General features: G+C 39.5%; 14 protein-coding genes. 3 read left to right on the top strand and 11 right to left on the bottom strand.

The window, feature by feature from the left end:
- Nucleotides 1-339: 339 nt before the first annotated feature.
- The 8 genes from ACM0OY_RS17290 to ACM0OY_RS17255 all read right to left on the bottom strand — a co-directional run bounded on the left by ACM0OY_RS17290 (nucleotide 340) and on the right by ACM0OY_RS17255 (nucleotide 8,831).
- Complete coding sequence (locus ACM0OY_RS17290) at nucleotides 340-1,122, bottom strand: DUF928 domain-containing protein (protein ID WP_414570073.1); 783 nt, start codon at nucleotides 1,120-1,122, stop codon at nucleotides 340-342.
- Nucleotides 1,123-1,213: 91 nt separating this feature from the next.
- Entirely contained in the window at nucleotides 1,214-3,553 is a 2,340-nt protein-coding gene (locus ACM0OY_RS17285) for a CHASE2 domain-containing protein (protein WP_414570072.1), read from the bottom strand.
- Between the two features lie 361 nt (nucleotides 3,554-3,914).
- On the bottom strand, nucleotides 3,915-4,436 hold the full coding sequence (locus ACM0OY_RS17280; protein ID WP_414570071.1) for a bluetail domain-containing putative surface protein: 522 nt from the start codon (nucleotides 4,434-4,436) through the stop codon (nucleotides 3,915-3,917).
- Nucleotides 4,437-5,083: 647 nt separating this feature from the next.
- Nucleotides 5,084-6,226: a DUF1822 family protein gene (locus tag ACM0OY_RS17275; RefSeq protein WP_414570070.1), complete on the bottom strand. Its 1,143-nt coding sequence runs from the start codon at nucleotides 6,224-6,226 to the stop codon at nucleotides 5,084-5,086.
- A 2-nt stretch (nucleotides 6,227-6,228) separates the two neighbouring features.
- Nucleotides 6,229-7,446: a sigma-70 family RNA polymerase sigma factor gene (locus ACM0OY_RS17270; RefSeq protein ID WP_414570069.1), complete on the bottom strand. Its 1,218-nt coding sequence runs from the start codon at nucleotides 7,444-7,446 to the stop codon at nucleotides 6,229-6,231.
- 37 nt (nucleotides 7,447-7,483) lie between these two features.
- Entirely contained in the window at nucleotides 7,484-7,852 is a 369-nt protein-coding gene (locus ACM0OY_RS17265) for a pentapeptide repeat-containing protein (protein WP_414570068.1), read from the bottom strand.
- Nucleotides 7,842-8,156 (bottom strand): hypothetical protein, encoded by a 315-nt coding sequence (locus tag ACM0OY_RS17260; RefSeq protein ID WP_414570067.1) that lies wholly within the window; start codon nucleotides 8,154-8,156, stop codon nucleotides 7,842-7,844. The genes ACM0OY_RS17265 and ACM0OY_RS17260 overlap by 11 nt, the downstream gene beginning before the upstream one ends.
- A 138-nt stretch (nucleotides 8,157-8,294) precedes the next feature.
- Entirely contained in the window at nucleotides 8,295-8,831 is a 537-nt protein-coding gene (locus tag ACM0OY_RS17255; protein WP_414570066.1) for a hypothetical protein, read from the bottom strand.
- 306 nt (nucleotides 8,832-9,137) lie between these two features.
- Between ACM0OY_RS17255 and ACM0OY_RS17250 the strand changes: the two genes are divergently transcribed.
- Nucleotides 9,138-9,833: a hypothetical protein gene (locus ACM0OY_RS17250; RefSeq protein ID WP_414570065.1), complete on the top strand. Its 696-nt coding sequence runs from the start codon at nucleotides 9,138-9,140 to the stop codon at nucleotides 9,831-9,833.
- A gap of 123 nt (nucleotides 9,834-9,956) precedes the next feature.
- Here the strand turns inward: ACM0OY_RS17250 and ACM0OY_RS17245 are convergent, their stop codons facing one another.
- Nucleotides 9,957-10,550 carry a hypothetical protein gene (locus tag ACM0OY_RS17245; RefSeq protein ID WP_414570064.1) on the bottom strand — a complete coding sequence of 198 codons (594 nt, stop codon included), beginning with the start codon at nucleotides 10,548-10,550 and terminating at the stop codon, nucleotides 9,957-9,959.
- Between the two features lie 201 nt (nucleotides 10,551-10,751).
- Nucleotides 10,752-12,104, bottom strand: a complete 1,353-nt coding sequence (locus ACM0OY_RS17240) for an OB-fold nucleic acid binding domain-containing protein (protein ID WP_414570063.1) — start codon at nucleotides 12,102-12,104, stop codon at nucleotides 10,752-10,754.
- Nucleotides 12,105-12,567: 463 nt separating this feature from the next.
- Between ACM0OY_RS17240 and gatA the strand changes: the two genes are divergently transcribed.
- Nucleotides 12,568-14,028, top strand: coding sequence for an Asp-tRNA(Asn)/Glu-tRNA(Gln) amidotransferase subunit GatA (gene gatA / locus ACM0OY_RS17235; RefSeq protein WP_414570062.1), 1,461 nt, complete (start codon nucleotides 12,568-12,570; stop codon nucleotides 14,026-14,028).
- A gap of 132 nt (nucleotides 14,029-14,160) precedes the next feature.
- On the opposite strand, the gene ACM0OY_RS17230 is transcribed toward gatA, so the two are convergent.
- Entirely contained in the window at nucleotides 14,161-14,616 is a 456-nt protein-coding gene (locus ACM0OY_RS17230) for a helix-turn-helix domain-containing protein (protein ID WP_414570061.1), read from the bottom strand.
- A gap of 198 nt (nucleotides 14,617-14,814) precedes the next feature.
- On the opposite strand from ACM0OY_RS17230, the gene ACM0OY_RS17225 reads away from it, so the two are divergent.
- The gene (locus tag ACM0OY_RS17225) at nucleotides 14,815-15,711 is read left to right on the top strand and encodes an alpha/beta hydrolase (protein WP_414570060.1); all 897 of its coding nucleotides are present in this window, start codon (nucleotides 14,815-14,817) and stop codon (nucleotides 15,709-15,711) included.
- Nucleotides 15,712-15,722 lie beyond the last annotated feature (11 nt).

Raw genomic sequence — 15,722 nt, 5'->3', positions numbered from 1 at the left:
AGAAGATAATAAGAAAGCCTATCCCAACAAGAAAGTTGAAGGTTTATTCAACGGTAAACAACTGTAATCAATTAGAATTGATGCGATAATCAATAAAAATTAGCCCTAGCAAAACTGCTAGGGCTGTTTTAATGTTGTGAAAAATTACCAAGCTCAAGAAAGTAGTAATTTTTAAGATGGGTGTATCGTCCTTTGAATATAGGACAATAGGCTTGGGTTAAGGTTTATTGGCAAAAAACTGGTTTTTTAGACGCGATGAATCGCGTCTCTACATGAATAATTTTATGCTGAACTGAATTGTATTAGAATATAGGACTTATGCATCAAGTGGACATCATATTATTTAGAAATACAACAAGTTGCGATCGCATCTGTATCAACCTGAACTAAATCAACTTGCTTGAGTAGTTCGCTCCAAGCTGATATAATTTTTGGATCTTTTTGTTTAGTATTTTGTAAACTTTCTCCTAAACTGGTTAAAGCATCATACCAAACACCATTTTCGGCAAAAAAACTAGCTTTTTCTAATGGTGTTTTAGCTGCTGCGAGTTGTTTTTGCCATGATGGATTGAGAGCGACTTGTGTCATTGAACCTTGGACATAAACAGCAGCAGATGGCTTGTCAGGATCGCAATAAATCGAAAAAGTCCAACGATAAGATTTACCAGCTACTAAGGGTTTTGTAGGTTGTACGGGTACGCGAAAAATTCCTGATTGGGTTTCTGATGGATTAAATTTTGTATGATAAACGTAATTATCTGCTTCATCTTGAATTACAAACTCAACAGGGATTTTAGGAGTTAATTTATCGGGTACAAAAAACCAAAATGTTGGAGTTTGAGATGCTGATTGTCCCCATACTAAATCTTTATTTCCTATCTTATTTATGGGTACTAAAGCTGTCAGAGTTTCATATTGCTTGCAGGAACCACGGCTACCTCCACCTCTACGCCTTCCTGTGGGTTCTCCTGGCTTTTCCTGTGCTCTTGGTGCAACATACGTGATTTTGTTTGTAGGTGTTAAAGTTTGAGCCTGTACATGCAAATTTAAAGGTGGGTTAAAAATACTTAAAGTCAGGGCAGATATTAGGGTGGTAGTATGAAACCAAAGTACCTTTTTCATAGTAGAAATTAATTAGCGATCGCCAAAGTAACTTATTAGGATTTTTAATTTTTGAGGATTAACACCTAATTTATTACTACACTTCGCTTGTCTATAATTTCTGGAATTTCTTGCTGATAAAGATAAATACAGTACTACTAAGTAGCAAAGAAATCATCGGTGGTACTAAAGGTATCCAGCCGCCTTGAATCAACAAGATTAAGCAAAGTCCAAACAGAATAGCTAATGCTGCGGTCACAGCAATAGTGAGGTAAGCTGTTTTGCGAAGATACCAAGCCAGTAAACCACCTGTCAAAGACCAGCCCCAAACCCAGCAAATATCGGCCCATTGGTTCCAAACCCATAACAAGGGTCTTTGGTCTAAAGCAGCACTGAGTATTTCGCTGACCATCTGTGCCTGAATAATTACGCCTGGGATAATTTCTGAAGGGTTTTTCCCATCTGGTGTATACCAGTAATCGCTACTACTGTTACTGGTGACGCCAATCAGAATAATCCGGTTTTTCAGGGCATTTGGGTTAACTTGTCCGTTCAAGACTTGGCTGAGGGTAACTTGAGGTGCGATCGCTTGCACGGAGGGCGAAAAACGGTAATTTAGTAAAATCTGACTACCTTGGGCATCTATGGACTGATAACCGCCAGTTCGATTTTGTAATCCTGGAAAAGTTTTATTTCCTAGCTGTAAATCCCAATTTTCGGTAAATTTAGCTGTAATTCCCTGTTTTTTTAAATAAATAAATGCTAGCTGCACGCTAAAGGCAGAAGCCGCAGTACAACTAGACGAAATCGGGTTGGGAGTCATCGCCAACAAATGACGGCGGAGTACACTGTCGTTGTCTTCAACAAAATCGCTAAAACCCAGTCGTGTTTCTGGTATTTCCGGCGGGGGTGAAATACCTGCGGGGTCGTATTTGGGGTCAGCACGTTTACAAATTGCAATCAAGCGATCGCTTTTTTGCATCCGCTTGGCTAGTTCTGGTTGATTACTACTTACTGCAAAATCTCGGTATATATCTAGACCAATAGCCACTGGCTGATATTGTTCGAGTTTGGTTAGTAGGAGATTGAGATACTTGTCAGATAAAGAACCTTGGCGCGGTTCCTGTCCCTGGGCTTGAATATCTTGGTCGGTAATAGTTATTACTAAAAGCCGCGAGTCTGGCTGTTCTTTTGGTCGCAGTCGCATTAACTGGTCGAACGCTTCTAATTCTAGCGGTTGCAGTCCACCGAATAACCGTATTAATACGATAATGAAAGTAACACTGAAGCTATTTAAAAAAACTGCTGGTAACTGCCTGAAATTTGGACGCGGCAGATATAAACCCAACCAACCACCGCAGAGATCCTGCCAGGTGGGGGAAATTTCTGCTGGATTTTGGCAAATCACAGGTAACCAAGTGGCGCAGGGAAAATCATCTTCTAGAGATTGTAATCTTTCTCTGGCCTCCCTGACGGCTGCATATAAAGTTTTTTCTCTTGAAAAAAGTGTCAAAAAGTGCTTCAAAAATTCTTGTGCTACCCGGTCTGGTACGGGTTCGCGCATGACAATTACCTGAGGTAAATGCAAATCGGCTAAATCTTGGGCTAATCCCAAACCATCACAAGAGTTAAAAATTGCTAGTTGCAAACCTTGAGCGATCGCCTTTTGTAAACCATACTTTAATTGGTCAATGGTTAAACTTTCGCCAGAATTGAGCAGCATTCGCCCTTTTCCTTGGCTGGAACTATGCCCTGCAAAAAAAAGAATGTCCCAGCCTGACTCCCATAACTGTTCTGTGAGTTGGGAACGATTGGGTTCAACTAAAAACTTGAGTTCGGCATTAGGTAATTGCCGCAGTAAATTTTGGTCTTTTTCGAGATCGATGCCCTGGCGATCGCCTAAAATTGCTAAAATTCTGACTTTACCTTTACTCTTTTTCGGATTCGTCTTCACAGAACGGGCATATTCTGGCGGACTCAGAGCAATTTCGGCTTGGGGATAATCACTAAAAAAATGCCACAGACACCAAGGAAGCTTTAAAACCTGCGGCGATTCGGCGGTAATTATGCAACGAATTTCTTCTTTTGGTGAGAGTTGAGTACGTAGCTTGCGGTCAATATTGAGAAACAGCGAACTATTTAGCCATGTGTTTAGGCTTTGTTGTAATTCTTGGCAGAGGTTGTCAAACTCCGCTTGGGAAATATGAGTAACATCTTCTTCATCAATTTCAAAGTCTGTAATGTTGCCACTGCGCCAACCCAAACTAGCATACAAAGTTGTATACATTTGTTGCCAACGTTGATAAAGATGCTCTAGTTGTGGTGCAGCAGGTAATCCACCTGTAAACTGCATGGGAGTAGGAGTATCCGTTTGCCAAAGTTGAGCAATGACCGTGGGAAACCCTTGGTGTAAGTTTCCTTTTCCTAAGTTGAGGACGATCAGTTTACTCATGACTGTTGAGTGTTGAGTTAGGAGTTAAGCTAATCAGCATTTAAGCTGCAATATAGCAGCTGTTACCTTTGTTTTTTATTTTCCAATGCCACTTAATCACTAACTCACGTTGATTTAACAATCTATCTATAGGAATCATATTTGATTTTTGAAATATACGTAGGGTGTGTTATGCCGTAGGCTAACGCACCAAAACCTTCGGGTGGTGCGTTACGGAAGCCGTAACACACCCTACACATACTTAGATTTTTTCAGAAATTAAATACTAGTCCTATAGTAGTGATTTCAATTCATCTTTTCCTTGTTTTTATTTGAGCGATCGCCCTTGCAGTTTCCTAAAGTGCGATCGTTCCTTTTATACTTAAGCGATCGCCAAAGAAGTCAAACTACCGCTAAACCCGGTAATCTCAATTACAGCATCGCTGGTAGAGAAGCCAGCTGTGTCATTATTCAGTGCCACAAAGGTGCGGCTACCAAAGCTAAAGGTGGCAGCACGGTTGGCAACAAAACTACTATTGGTCAGTACAGCGCTGATTGCGGTTTGGGTTAAGCCACTCACCGCCCCCAGTTCGGCGAGGTTTGCCGCGCTGACAGCATTTGGCCCATCAATAATATCTGTGCCGATTTGCAAGTCGGTGATGCGGTCAAAATTATTCAGCGGCGAATCAGCCAAAGCAAAGCGGAAAGTATCAGCGCCATTACCACCAGTTAGGCCTTGCTGATTGCAACCAATAAAAAACAGGCGATTGGTTTGATAGGTAGTAAAGGCAAGGCTGATAAACTGGTTTTGCAGCCAGGTTACTAAGTGCGGCGAACAGGTAATTTCTAGTTTGGGCGCACTTGATGATGGCATGGCGTTACCGTAGAGCGGAAAACTTTCCATACAAAAGTTTTGAATTCATTAATAATTTTTCACAGGACAAAACCGTTTCCATTACAGAAGTAATAGAAATCTGCACAGGTAGCACCCGACTAATCTGTAATTTTTATTTATTTAGTAGTGATGGTAATACTACGGCTAAATATGCCGTATTTGAGGTTACTTTATTAAAAGTTCAATAAATAAATATAAATCATCCCTCGAATTACCACTACCCCAATCCCTAATCCCCAGCCCCCAGTCCCTTTTACTAAGATAGGCGCTGAAATTTCTGCTTAGAAGCAAATAAATCCCGAATTTATCAAAAAATTGGGGATTTGGGTGAGAGCTTTTCCTGTTTTAAGTGCTATACCGCCTTAGCTTGTACGCAAAACCACGCTTTGACGCACACTACTCGCGTGACCCGACTAAAATAGTGCATTAGTAAACTATTGTGGGATGGGTGTCCTCACCCGTCCGGGCGGGCAGGATGCCCACCCCACAAGAGCTAAATTTGATGCACTATTTTAGCCTTGCCGCGCCACTGCGCTTGCGTAGACGTAGCCCGTCGCAGACATCGCTTTCTTTGGGGTTCGTTTTTTGATGATTTTGCGTAAGTCCTGATAGTCATCAGTCAACAGTCATCAGTCAACACTCCTAATACCCAATTTTTAACTTTCAAATTCTTCCATAAAGTTGAAATCATCTAAAACAACCTGAAGACTAAAGCGCGTATTTTGGGGACATTTAAATCGTTTGAGTTGAATTGAGTTATCTGTTTCCCTTGCTTGCACTGATTGGACAATTTTTCCGGAAGTAGAAATCAATGCCAAACTAATATTTATAGGTAGATATAAATTGCGTTCTTTAGGATATAGTTGGGCACGAATTCCTACTCTACCATCTATTTCTGCTGTCAATGTCAACATTAACACTACAGGTTGATTGTTATTTGGTAACTCAATTTCCTTAACTCGCTGGATTGATCGCTCTGCTGCATCGTTAACCTGACGAAAGCTAAAGGCGAAATCTGGCTGTCTACCCAGGAAGGTTTCTATTGTTTGCCAGCTATCTGCAACTATATTTTGGAACCACTGGCGCAAGTTAACAAGTGCTGGCTTCTGTGTGAATCTTTGCTGCCAGTCTTCGTTATTTAACAAGGCTCCCCAGATTTCAAAGGGCAATTCCAAGCGAGGATTAGTAATTGTTGGACTTGTTAATCTTTGCCAGAGATTTTCTACTTGAGTAGCTGATAAAACAGGCAAAGGAGCAATGGCTGTTTGTGTTTGTTCTTCAGGATATAGTTGACGTACTACCCAAAGTACATTTAAATCCTCAATCATTTGAGTAGCATCTAAAGAATAAGTCCGTTCTTGATAATCGTAACTACCTTGATTTTTTAATTGCTCGTGGGTAGTATAACCCCAAATTCTCATCCACTCACCATCGGGATTAACTTGTACAGCTAAATAATAATCTCCGGCCCATTGAGGAATATCTATCCATTCTTGGGGTACAGAAAATTCTCTAGTTTCTAGGCTTCTATCTGGAATTAAAATCAAGCGTTTTGTATCAAGATTTATCGCAGTGCCGTTGACTAGTTCCCAAGTTATTGGCAATGTATCAATAGTAGCTTCTGGTACGTATTCTGCTTGTAACCAAGGCAAAAAAGTACTAACGCATACTTGATTGAGAAAAACATTCCAACGGCTACGGGGACTAACGCTAGATTGGCTTTGCTGCCAAGATTGATTTTGAAGTTCAGGAGATACCTCTAACCAAAGCTGAGTCGGTGGAACACAAAATGATGACATGGCTACTGCTCCTTTGAGGACTGAGGTTCTAAATTACTGAAATAATTCTGTAACCATTCCTCTAATACTGCACTAATATGTTTAACCACGTTGGAAGTCGGAGAAATATGCATTGTTTCTTGACTCCATTTGGCGATCGCTAGTAATAAAGATTCTCTAGTTTTCGCCAATTGCCGCGATACTTGATATTGCTGGATTTGCTGTTGTTTGGCAATTTGTTGTTGAGTCAGTCCTTGTTGATAGTACAATTGCAGCAATTCTTGTGATTGCGGAGGCAGTTTTCCCAACGTAGTAATTAATAAATTCTGGATTTCTTGTTGTTTATTTTTTTGAGTTTCGGCTTCTTCTCTAGCGATTAAATCTGCTAATAAAGATTCATTTTGAGTAGTGTCTGGTAAATCATCTTGTAATTCACTATCTGCTTGACCTGTTTTAGGAGCGTTGAGTGAAGAAACCACAGGATATAAATAAGAACGTGCGTGTTTTGCAGATAACAGCAGCCATTTTTCTAGAGTTTGGGCGTTGGATTCTGTGCTGAGTGGGTTAAGTTGTGTTAAGCGATCGCGGTTGTAGAGTTGAGCAATTGCTTCCCAAGTATCTTGGTTGGGTCTTTGCAATTTCCGTACTTGTGAAGATTTGCCCAGAATGTAACCATCTACAAAACATTTCCAAGCTAACAAGTAACAGGCAATAGTCTCATCTGTTAGCCCAGCATTGTGTAAAGATTCCTCTAGTCGCTTGCGGCTCAATTTTAGTAGCAATGCCCAATCGTTACAAAAATCTATTTCTTGTTTTTGCCGCAAAGCATCACGAATCACATTGCCAAAAGCCACATTGCTGTAGCTTTTGAGGGTGGCTTTTTGGTCAGGATCGCAAGCTTTGAGGATTTTTGGTACTTCGGCGATCGCTATTTGAAAACAGTCAGACAAGGTACACTGCACACTAGCAATTTGAGGAATTGTCCTTTGAGCTGACCAATAACAGGTTTCTTGGAGATAAGCCGAAATATGACCTTCAGCTAGAGAGTTAGGCTGATTTTGCCAGTTCTTATGCCAGTAAATTGCCCAAAAATTTTCTGAGTGTTTCGTTTCTGATATTTGTACCAAGCAATTTTGGATACTGCGCCGTAGTTTGGCATCATATACCCAACAGTTGAAGCGATCGGCTTCAAATTGGATGAAAGTCGAAAATATTTCCGAAATGTTCTGGCGAGGACGCATGAATTAAATTAAATCAGATTTATCTGTGAGGAAGGAGTCACACCTTTCGCATATTTTGACTAACGGGGTCAAAACCTTTAGAAAACCGGGTAGTTTCATCATAATAAGCACCAGTCAGATTTGCTCCATACAACTTGGCATATTTGAGTTTAGCTCCCCGGAGATTCGCTTCATTGAGTTTGACACCGCTCAAATTCGCCCTAGTCAAATTTGCTCTGGCTAAGTTAGTTCTACTCAAATCTGCTCCCCAAAGTTTGGCTTTAGCTAAATTAGCTCCACTCAAGTCAGATCCCCATAAATTAATCCCAGGTAAGTAGGCTCCAATAAACTTGTACCTACTCAAGTTGAGGGCTGGAAAATATCTCTCCCCTGCGGCATAACGCCTTTTTAATTCCTCAGCATCCATGCATCACATTGACCTTTTTCAGCAATATAGAAGTTATTTGTTCCCATTCTTGGCTTAGCTCTCCAGCAAACTCTTGCTGGCCACTGCGTTGATACCAATAACGCGCATTATTCAAATCGCCCTTTTTGCGGTGCAGGTAAGCATGAACCCAAGCACTATCGGCATCGCTGGCATCTTGAACTATTTCATGAGCCTTGCTCCAATCACCTTTCTTTTCGTACCACATTGCTTGCAGCGCTTTTGGCAATGTCTGAGGACATGGGCGCTGTTTTTCCATCAATCGTAGGAATTCGTCTGTATTCACGATCGCCACCCAACAAAAATCAAACTTCTATCTTTAAGATACTCCTCAAGGGGATAGGGGGAGATGAGGGAGACAAGGAGAATAACTCCTCACTCTTGTACAGACGCGATTAATAGCGTCTGTGCTACCAACGCCCTTTCATATCCGCTTGACTGGAATAACTTCAAACTCGAAAGTATTAATTAAACGGTCATCAATATAGACCTCTATTTTATATTTACCAACTGGATCGCCAGGAGCGATCGTCCAAAAATTCTCAATCACACCGTCAGGGGCAGATTGTGTACGCCGCGTTACAGATGTAGTACCATCTGCGGAGATTGAGAAGTCTTCACCGTTATCTGTACCCCAAGTTTCTGGAGGTTTTGGTAAACGTAAGACTTCCCGCCATTTCACTTCACCTCGGTAATCTTTAAGTTTAATTCGCCAACCGTAGGCGTTTCCTTGCTGAAGTGGCACTGCTTTTGTCTGAAAAATGGTAACGTTACCTTTGGCGTCAACTCTCTTCAACCCAAACTCAGCGTTACTAACAGTAATCTTTTTCAGGCTTGTTGGTGTAGGAAATGACGTGGCATTTTGTACTACAACAGAAGTAGCGTTGATTGGCTCAGAAGCTATGACCCCAAATATTAGCCAAGAAGAAGCTAGCACAGCAGTAGTAGCCCAAATTCTCATTATTATGGTTTTCCTGTCAGACGTTTGGTACTTATTCAAGTAATCTGACATATTTTCCGGGTCAAAGATACTTCTAGTTCGACAAAATACTTTTCCTGACTACTAGCATTGGCAACGATATAAACCTATATTCAGAACGATATTGTCAACCCAAAATCTAAAATCTGTCTTCCAAAGTTTGAATGGAGGTTTTCTGTGCATTGGGTTAATAGCTTGACTATATGAAAAGAAGCTGCTTTTTCCAAATTAGAGTTTGAGTAATATTATAGTAATAATTACATAGATTTTTTTTACATAAAATGGAAAATGTCTATTTCTAGTTATCTTAATAAAAAATTACTAATAATTTTGCTATGTTTCGGAATGACAGGTACTTCACTTGCTTGTGACAACTCTAAATGTCAAGTGACGGGTTACTTGTTTGTTAAAAAAGGAGTACTACGAGAAAATATTTCTAATTCTTTGATAATAGATGAAATTCGTTCGCCTAAAATCATAAATCGCGTTATCCAAGAATTAAAATTAAGTAATATTAACTCTAAATCTCTTTTACCAGAAAAGTTGATGAGAAATTTGAAGGTTGAAAAGTTTCAAAGTCTTGAATATAGCGAGATTTTCAATATTTCATATTCCCATACAGATTTGAATTTAGCGGCAGAAGTTGTTAATAGTGTAATGAACAACTATATTGAAGAATCTGCGCTTCAATTTAAACAAAAAGCTGCTAGATCAAAAAAAATAATTGAAACTGGTTTAGCTAGAACAAAAGAACAAATCAGAATGATAAAACAAGTACTTAGAAAAGTATGCGAATCAAGATATCCAAATAAAGACGAAATCTCTAAACATTTAAATAATTTAAACCAGCTTCATATAAAATATGAAAATTTATTGACTAGGTTGCAAGAAATATTAATTGCAGAAAATCAATCACTTGGAAATAAGTATATGACAGAAAATGCTCGAATTCTCGTTTTAGCAGATTCTAATTATAATAAATAATTAGTTGGCTCCAAAATAAAAAATATTGTGAGCCAGGATTATAGTTAATTATAAGTTGCTAAAGATTAAAAACGAAAACTGGCAGCTGACTTAATAAAAACTAGTTCGGTTTCTACAATTCCATTAATGGATAATGGATTTTTGGTTGGAATTGATAATGTTTGATGGCTCACAACCTTTTTGAATAGTATGATAACTTCTTCGCCATTTTTCTAAATGGTCTATAGATATTGATTTAGATGTGACATTCACACTATTTCCTCGCCAAGCAACTTCTGGATCTGTTGTGAAAACCCCACATTCTAATTGATCTAACCTCATATTCCAATATTCACTAAATCGACCTTTTAAAGTAATAACTTGCTCAAATACTTTATTTCTGTGTTTATTTCTTCTTTTTCTTTCTGTTGCTCCTGTTGCCTCTGTATCAATAAACTTAGTTTCAACTAAAAACAGACTGCCTTTAAAAGTCAGGTAAACAAAATCACATTTACCTAAATCTGTATAATCTGATATTGGTGATTTTTCAAACAGTAACAATTCAGCGCACGAGGGAAACAAGTCTTTAATATTCAAAAATAAATAAGCCTGCAACAGGAGTTCCTTATCATAAGGAAACAACAGCACCCCTTCAAAAAATTTTTGAATGTCTTCGTGAGTTTGGGGTTGAATTCTTTTACAGTATGAAACAAATTTGTGTAGCTCGTTAACGATCATCAAGTTATAACTCCTTCCCCCGGTCGCAGCGTCAAGGTCATGGCATAAAAAGATACCACTTCCTTAAGAGAAATTTCATCCGCATAAGTAACTAAAAAAACTATCAAAATCCTAACTACTTAAGGTAATTTACTGTTGACAGCTGAGTAAAACTGTTAACTGAATTTACTTTCAGTACTGGTGGACTTTTCACTTCTAATCTCAGCTACCAGTCAGCGATTTTATATGAGCAGGAAATCTAGCGTTTTGTAAAGCTTGAACAGTGATTCTAGAATCTTGTACGCAAAATTGCCAACCCAAGCGAACAAGTTTACGCGAATTTTCAGTTTGTATAACTCCAATTACTGGCATTTTTGCCTTTTCTTTGTCTGGTGAATGTTCTTGCAAAATTGTTTTCAAGCGATGTAGTTCTTCAATATTAACTGCTTGCTGGGGATTTAACTCCACCATTACCATTTGTACTGTTTCTACTGGTTCGGCATCTTCAAGAATAAATTGAGTTTGCTCGTCACGTCGATCTACTTTTCCCCAAATAATCAATCTAGTATCAACTTGGAGTAGGGAACTAATGCGTTCATAAGTTTTGGGAAAAACTACAGCTTCTACTTGTGTAGTTAAGTCTTCTATTTGCAAAATTGCCATCTGATCGCCTTTTTTAGTAACGACTTTTTTGACATTATTCAACATGACAACTGCACAAAGTCTTGTATCTTCCCTTTGCTCTCCAAGCTGCGAAAGATTAATCGGAGTCAAAAGTGGTACTATTTGCCGTAAAGATTTGAGTGGATGGTCTGATACGTAAAAACCTAATAATTCTTTCTCCATTTGTAATTTTTTTTGTGGCGGAAAATCCCCCACAGATTTAGCCTTAGGAGCAGTTTCAAAAGCATTATTGACTCTTTTATTTTGAGTCTGAGAAAATCCATCGCCTAATAAATCAAAGAGATTCCCTTGACCACTAGCTCTATCTTTAGCACGAGATTGTGCCCAATCATATACTAATTCTAGGTCATGAATTAACTGTTGACGATTAGGTTCAATTTTATCAAAAGCTCCACAGTAAATGAGTGACTCCAAAGTGCGGCGGTTAACTGCACGTAAATCGACGCGATCGCAAAAATCAGCTAGAGATTTAAACTCTCCGGTCTCATTTCTGGCTGATAAAATAGTGGCGATTGCATTTTGTCCCACGTTACGCACGGCTGAAAATCCAAACAAAATCTTTCCTGCCGTCGGCGTAAAATCAACACCAGAACGATTAATATCTGGCGGATCTATGGGAATACCCATATTTGTACAGTTAGTAATGTATTTTTGTACCTTATCTGTATCACCACTGTTAGCCGTTAACAGTGCCGCCATATATTCCAATGGATAATTAGCTTTTAAATATGCTGTTTGATAAGTTACATAACCGTAGGCAGTTGAATGGGATTTATTGAAGCAATTAGAAGCTATTAAACTGCTTTGAATTGCAAAATTATGGTCTCGTTCAACCCCAATATCATAGACATTTTGCCTGCCTAAATATTTGCGTGTTAGTATTTTTACCATCCTACCCCCTCTGAAAACAAATTTTGCAAACAAAATTAATTAATTGATAAAATGATGAAAATTGTAAATTTAGTAGTATCGATAATACAAGTCTTCAACGCTAGAAAACATTGCTATACTCTTACACAAAGTTAACCATAATATATCAAAAGTTTAATAAACAAATAAATAGACAGTTAATAAGCAGATAATTAATGTTTTAAAAGCTTATTAAACACATTTAAATACATATTAATACGCTTAGTAAGGGGATTAGGGACTGGGGACTGGGGATTTGGGATTTGGGATTTGGGAGTAGAGGACAAGTTGTAACTAAGTGTTTTCCCTCGACTTCATGCCCAATGCCCACTTCCCATTCCCCACTCATTAATAACTAATTCCCACTCCTCAATGCCCACTCCCCACTCCCCAATCCATCCAATATGTACTAAAATCAAGGACTTGAGTCACAAAGAGAGCAATCATGGTATCCATCCGCGAGTTGCACGAACAGCTAGTAAAAAAAGAACGTTCTGCTGTTGAAATTACCCAAGAAGCTTTAGAGCGCATTCAAGCCTTAGAGCCAAAATTACACAGCTTTTTATGTGTGACGGCAGAACGGGCATTAGAGCAGGCGGGTACTGTGGATGCCAAAATCGCTGCGGGAGAAGAAATTGGACTGCTAGCAGGCATTCCTGTGGGTATTAAAGACAATATGTGTACTAAGGGGATTCCCACCACATGTGGCTCCCGGATTTTGGAAAATTTTGTGCCGCCTTATGAATCAACGGTGACACAAAAACTGGCAGATGCTGGGGCGGTGATGGTGGGTAAAACCAACTTAGATGAGTTTGCGATGGGTAGTTCCACAGAAAACTCTGCCTACCAAGTCACAGCTAACCCTTGGGATTTGTCACGAGTTCCGGGTGGTTCTTCTGGTGGTTCCGCAGCAGCGGTAGCAGCCGAAGAATGTGTGGTTGCTCTCGGTTCTGATACTGGCGGTTCAATTCGTCAACCTGCGTCTTTCTGCGGTGTTGTGGGGATGAAACCAACTTATGGTTTGGTTTCGCGTTATGGTTTGGTGGCTTATGCTTCGTCTTTAGACCAAATTGGGCCATTTGGAAACACAGTAGAAGATGCTGCGATATTATTGAACGCGATCGCAGGTTACGATCCCAAAGATTCCACTAGCCTCAAAGTTCCCATTCCCAACTACGCTGCTAGCTTAAAACCAGACTTTAAACCTAGAGGTCAGCTCAGAATTGGTGTAATTAAAGAAACTTTTGGCGAAGGTCTAGATTCTGTAGTGGAACAAGCTGTTACTAAAGCAGTTGACCAACTACAAGCTTTAGGAGCGGAAATTCATATTATTTCCTGTCCACGCTTTCGCTATGGCTTACCTACTTACTACATTATCGCCCCATCGGAAGCCTCAGCTAACCTAGCCCGTTACGATGGTGTGAAATACGGTTACCGAGCTGCTGATGCTGATAATTTGCTATCGATGTACACTCGTACCCGTGCCAGTGGCTTTGGTACAGAAGTCAAACGCCGGATTATGATCGGCACTTACGCACTTTCGGCTGGCTATTACGACGCCTATTACTTGAAAGCTCAAAAAGTCCGCACGCTGATTAAGCAAGACTTTGAAAAGGCTTTTGGTAGGGTTGATGTGTTAGTCTGTCCCACGTCTCCCACTACAGCATTCAAAGCAGGGGAAAAAACTACTGACCCCTTAAGTATGTATTTAAATGACTTGATGACTATTCCCGTAAATCTTGCTGGTTTACCTAGCTTAAGTTTGCCATGTGGTTTTGACGATCGAGGGTTACCCATAGGATTACAGCTAATTGGTAATGTGCTACGAGAAGACCAACTTTTTCAGGTAGCTCATGCTTATGAGCAATCCACTAATTGGCATCTGCGTAAACCACAAATATCTTGAAAATTGGGCATGGGGCATGGGGCATTGGGCATTGAAAGAGGCAGGGGAGTAGGGAGAAGGGAGTAGAGGGGACGAACTTCTCCGCTGCACCCTGCTTCTCTGCTTCCTCTGCCCCTCATCTCCCCATCTCCCTCACTGATTACTGACTATCGACTGCTGATTGTTATCTTCTGGAGTCACTGATTCAGCTGTAAGCCGTGGATTAAGTGTATGAAGAAGCCCAGCAGATGCGCTTACTAATAATAAAATATAGGTCAGAACAAGAGGTATATATGTATTTCGTTTTTTATCTAAATTCTTATGAGCATTTTTAGAGTCTTGGCGGACAACATTGGTTATCAGCATGTGTGATAAAGCATTTCCATCTAGCCCTAAGGCATCTCCATAACGACGGATGAATCCTTGAAGAAAAATAGGCTCTGGCATTTCTTCAAATCGCTCTTTTTCCAATGCTTCCAAAACGCCTAATCGAATCATTGTTTTTTCACTTATTTCTTCGATGCGTATAGATTTTTGTTGTCTTACTTGTCGCAAGTGTCTGCTGATTTCTTTTAGTTGCTCTAGTTGAGCTTCGTTTAAGGCTGTCACAGTCTTTTCCTGGTATGGGCTAATTCTACTTTCATTGATGAAGACTTAAAAATGCATACGTAAATTTACTAAATATTTGATTTTCAGATAAATTTTTTTCATTATGGTTTAATCGTGGATTTTAAAATGCTAAAGCACGTTCCACTAAGTATTTATATGTTACAATAAACACTTTAAAAAGCAAGTAATCGGGTAAGGATGAAAAGTAACAATTTGCAATTTATAATACCAGTATTTACACGATGGTTACTCTGGGCTGGGATAATTGCAGCGTTTACCTACTTAGGCATCTGTCTATTTCTTTTTATTAGCCAAACTCGGTTCATTTTCTTTCCTGCTGCTGTTATTGAAAAGACACCAGAGTTTTTTAATCTCGCTTACGAAGAACTTTGGTTACCTGTAGTTCTTAAGACAGGTAAGGTGGAACATATTCATGGTTGGTGGATAAAAGCTAAGCAACCAAATGCCAAGGTATTGCTATATTTGCACGGTAACGGTATTAATATTGGTGCAAATGTAGCTCATGCTAATCGATTTTATCAGTTAGGATTTTCAGTGTTGCTGATTGATTATCGGGGTTATGGTCGCAGTGAAGGTTCTTTTCCCAATGAAAAGCGGGTTTATGAGGATGCACTCACAGCTTGGAATTACTTGGTACACCAACAACAAATTCTACCCAGGCAAATTTTTATTTATGGTCATTCTTTGGGGGGTGCGATTGCCATTGATTTAGCAGTGAAACACCCACAAGCTGCTGGTTTAATCGTGGAAAGCTCTTTTACATCCATCCGGGATTTAATCACTTATCGAAACATGTTTTCGATGTTTCCTGTAGATTTAATCTTGACACAGCAGTTTGAATCGATTAAAAAATTGCCAAACTTAGAAGTGCCTGTTTTATTCATTCATGGTGTTGCTGATTCGGCTGTACCTTCTTTCATGAGCCAAAAACTTTATGCTGCTGCTCCTGAACCAAAGCAACTATTGTTAGTTCCAGCAGCCGAGCATAATAATACCGCAGTAATAGCAGGTTCACAATATTTGCAATGGGTAGAGTCTTTTGTTGAAGAAGTCTTGAAAATCGATAAACTATAACTTTTCATCTT

The sequence above is a fragment of the Nostoc sp. CCY 9925 genome, from assembly GCF_963920935.1.
GTDB lineage: Bacteria > Cyanobacteriota > Cyanobacteriia > Cyanobacteriales > Nostocaceae > Nostoc.
The sequence above is the reverse complement of the archived record's forward strand: the minus strand, read 5'-3'. Positions and strand labels throughout refer to the sequence as shown.

Coding starts and splice junctions, on each gene's coding strand:
- ACM0OY_RS17265 (WP_414570068.1), bottom strand. CDS start 7,852: ATGGATGCTGAGGAATTAAAAAGGCGTTATGCCGCAGGGGAGAGATAT.
- ACM0OY_RS17285 (WP_414570072.1), bottom strand. CDS start 3,553: ATGAGTAAACTGATCGTCCTCAACTTAGGAAAAGGAAACTTACACCAA.
- ACM0OY_RS17270 (WP_414570069.1), bottom strand. CDS start 7,446: ATGCGTCCTCGCCAGAACATTTCGGAAATATTTTCGACTTTCATCCAA.
- ACM0OY_RS17275 (WP_414570070.1), bottom strand. CDS start 6,226: ATGTCATCATTTTGTGTTCCACCGACTCAGCTTTGGTTAGAGGTATCT.
- gatA (WP_414570062.1), top strand. CDS start 12,568: ATGGTATCCATCCGCGAGTTGCACGAACAGCTAGTAAAAAAAGAACGT.
- ACM0OY_RS17240 (WP_414570063.1), bottom strand. CDS start 12,104: ATGGTAAAAATACTAACACGCAAATATTTAGGCAGGCAAAATGTCTAT.
- ACM0OY_RS17225 (WP_414570060.1), top strand. CDS start 14,815: ATGAAAAGTAACAATTTGCAATTTATAATACCAGTATTTACACGATGG.
- ACM0OY_RS17280 (WP_414570071.1), bottom strand. CDS start 4,436: ATGGAAAGTTTTCCGCTCTACGGTAACGCCATGCCATCATCAAGTGCG.
- ACM0OY_RS17255 (WP_414570066.1), bottom strand. CDS start 8,831: ATGAGAATTTGGGCTACTACTGCTGTGCTAGCTTCTTCTTGGCTAATA.
- ACM0OY_RS17245 (WP_414570064.1), bottom strand. CDS start 10,550: ATGATCGTTAACGAGCTACACAAATTTGTTTCATACTGTAAAAGAATT.
- ACM0OY_RS17290 (WP_414570073.1), bottom strand. CDS start 1,122: ATGAAAAAGGTACTTTGGTTTCATACTACCACCCTAATATCTGCCCTG.
- ACM0OY_RS17250 (WP_414570065.1), top strand. CDS start 9,138: ATGTCTATTTCTAGTTATCTTAATAAAAAATTACTAATAATTTTGCTA.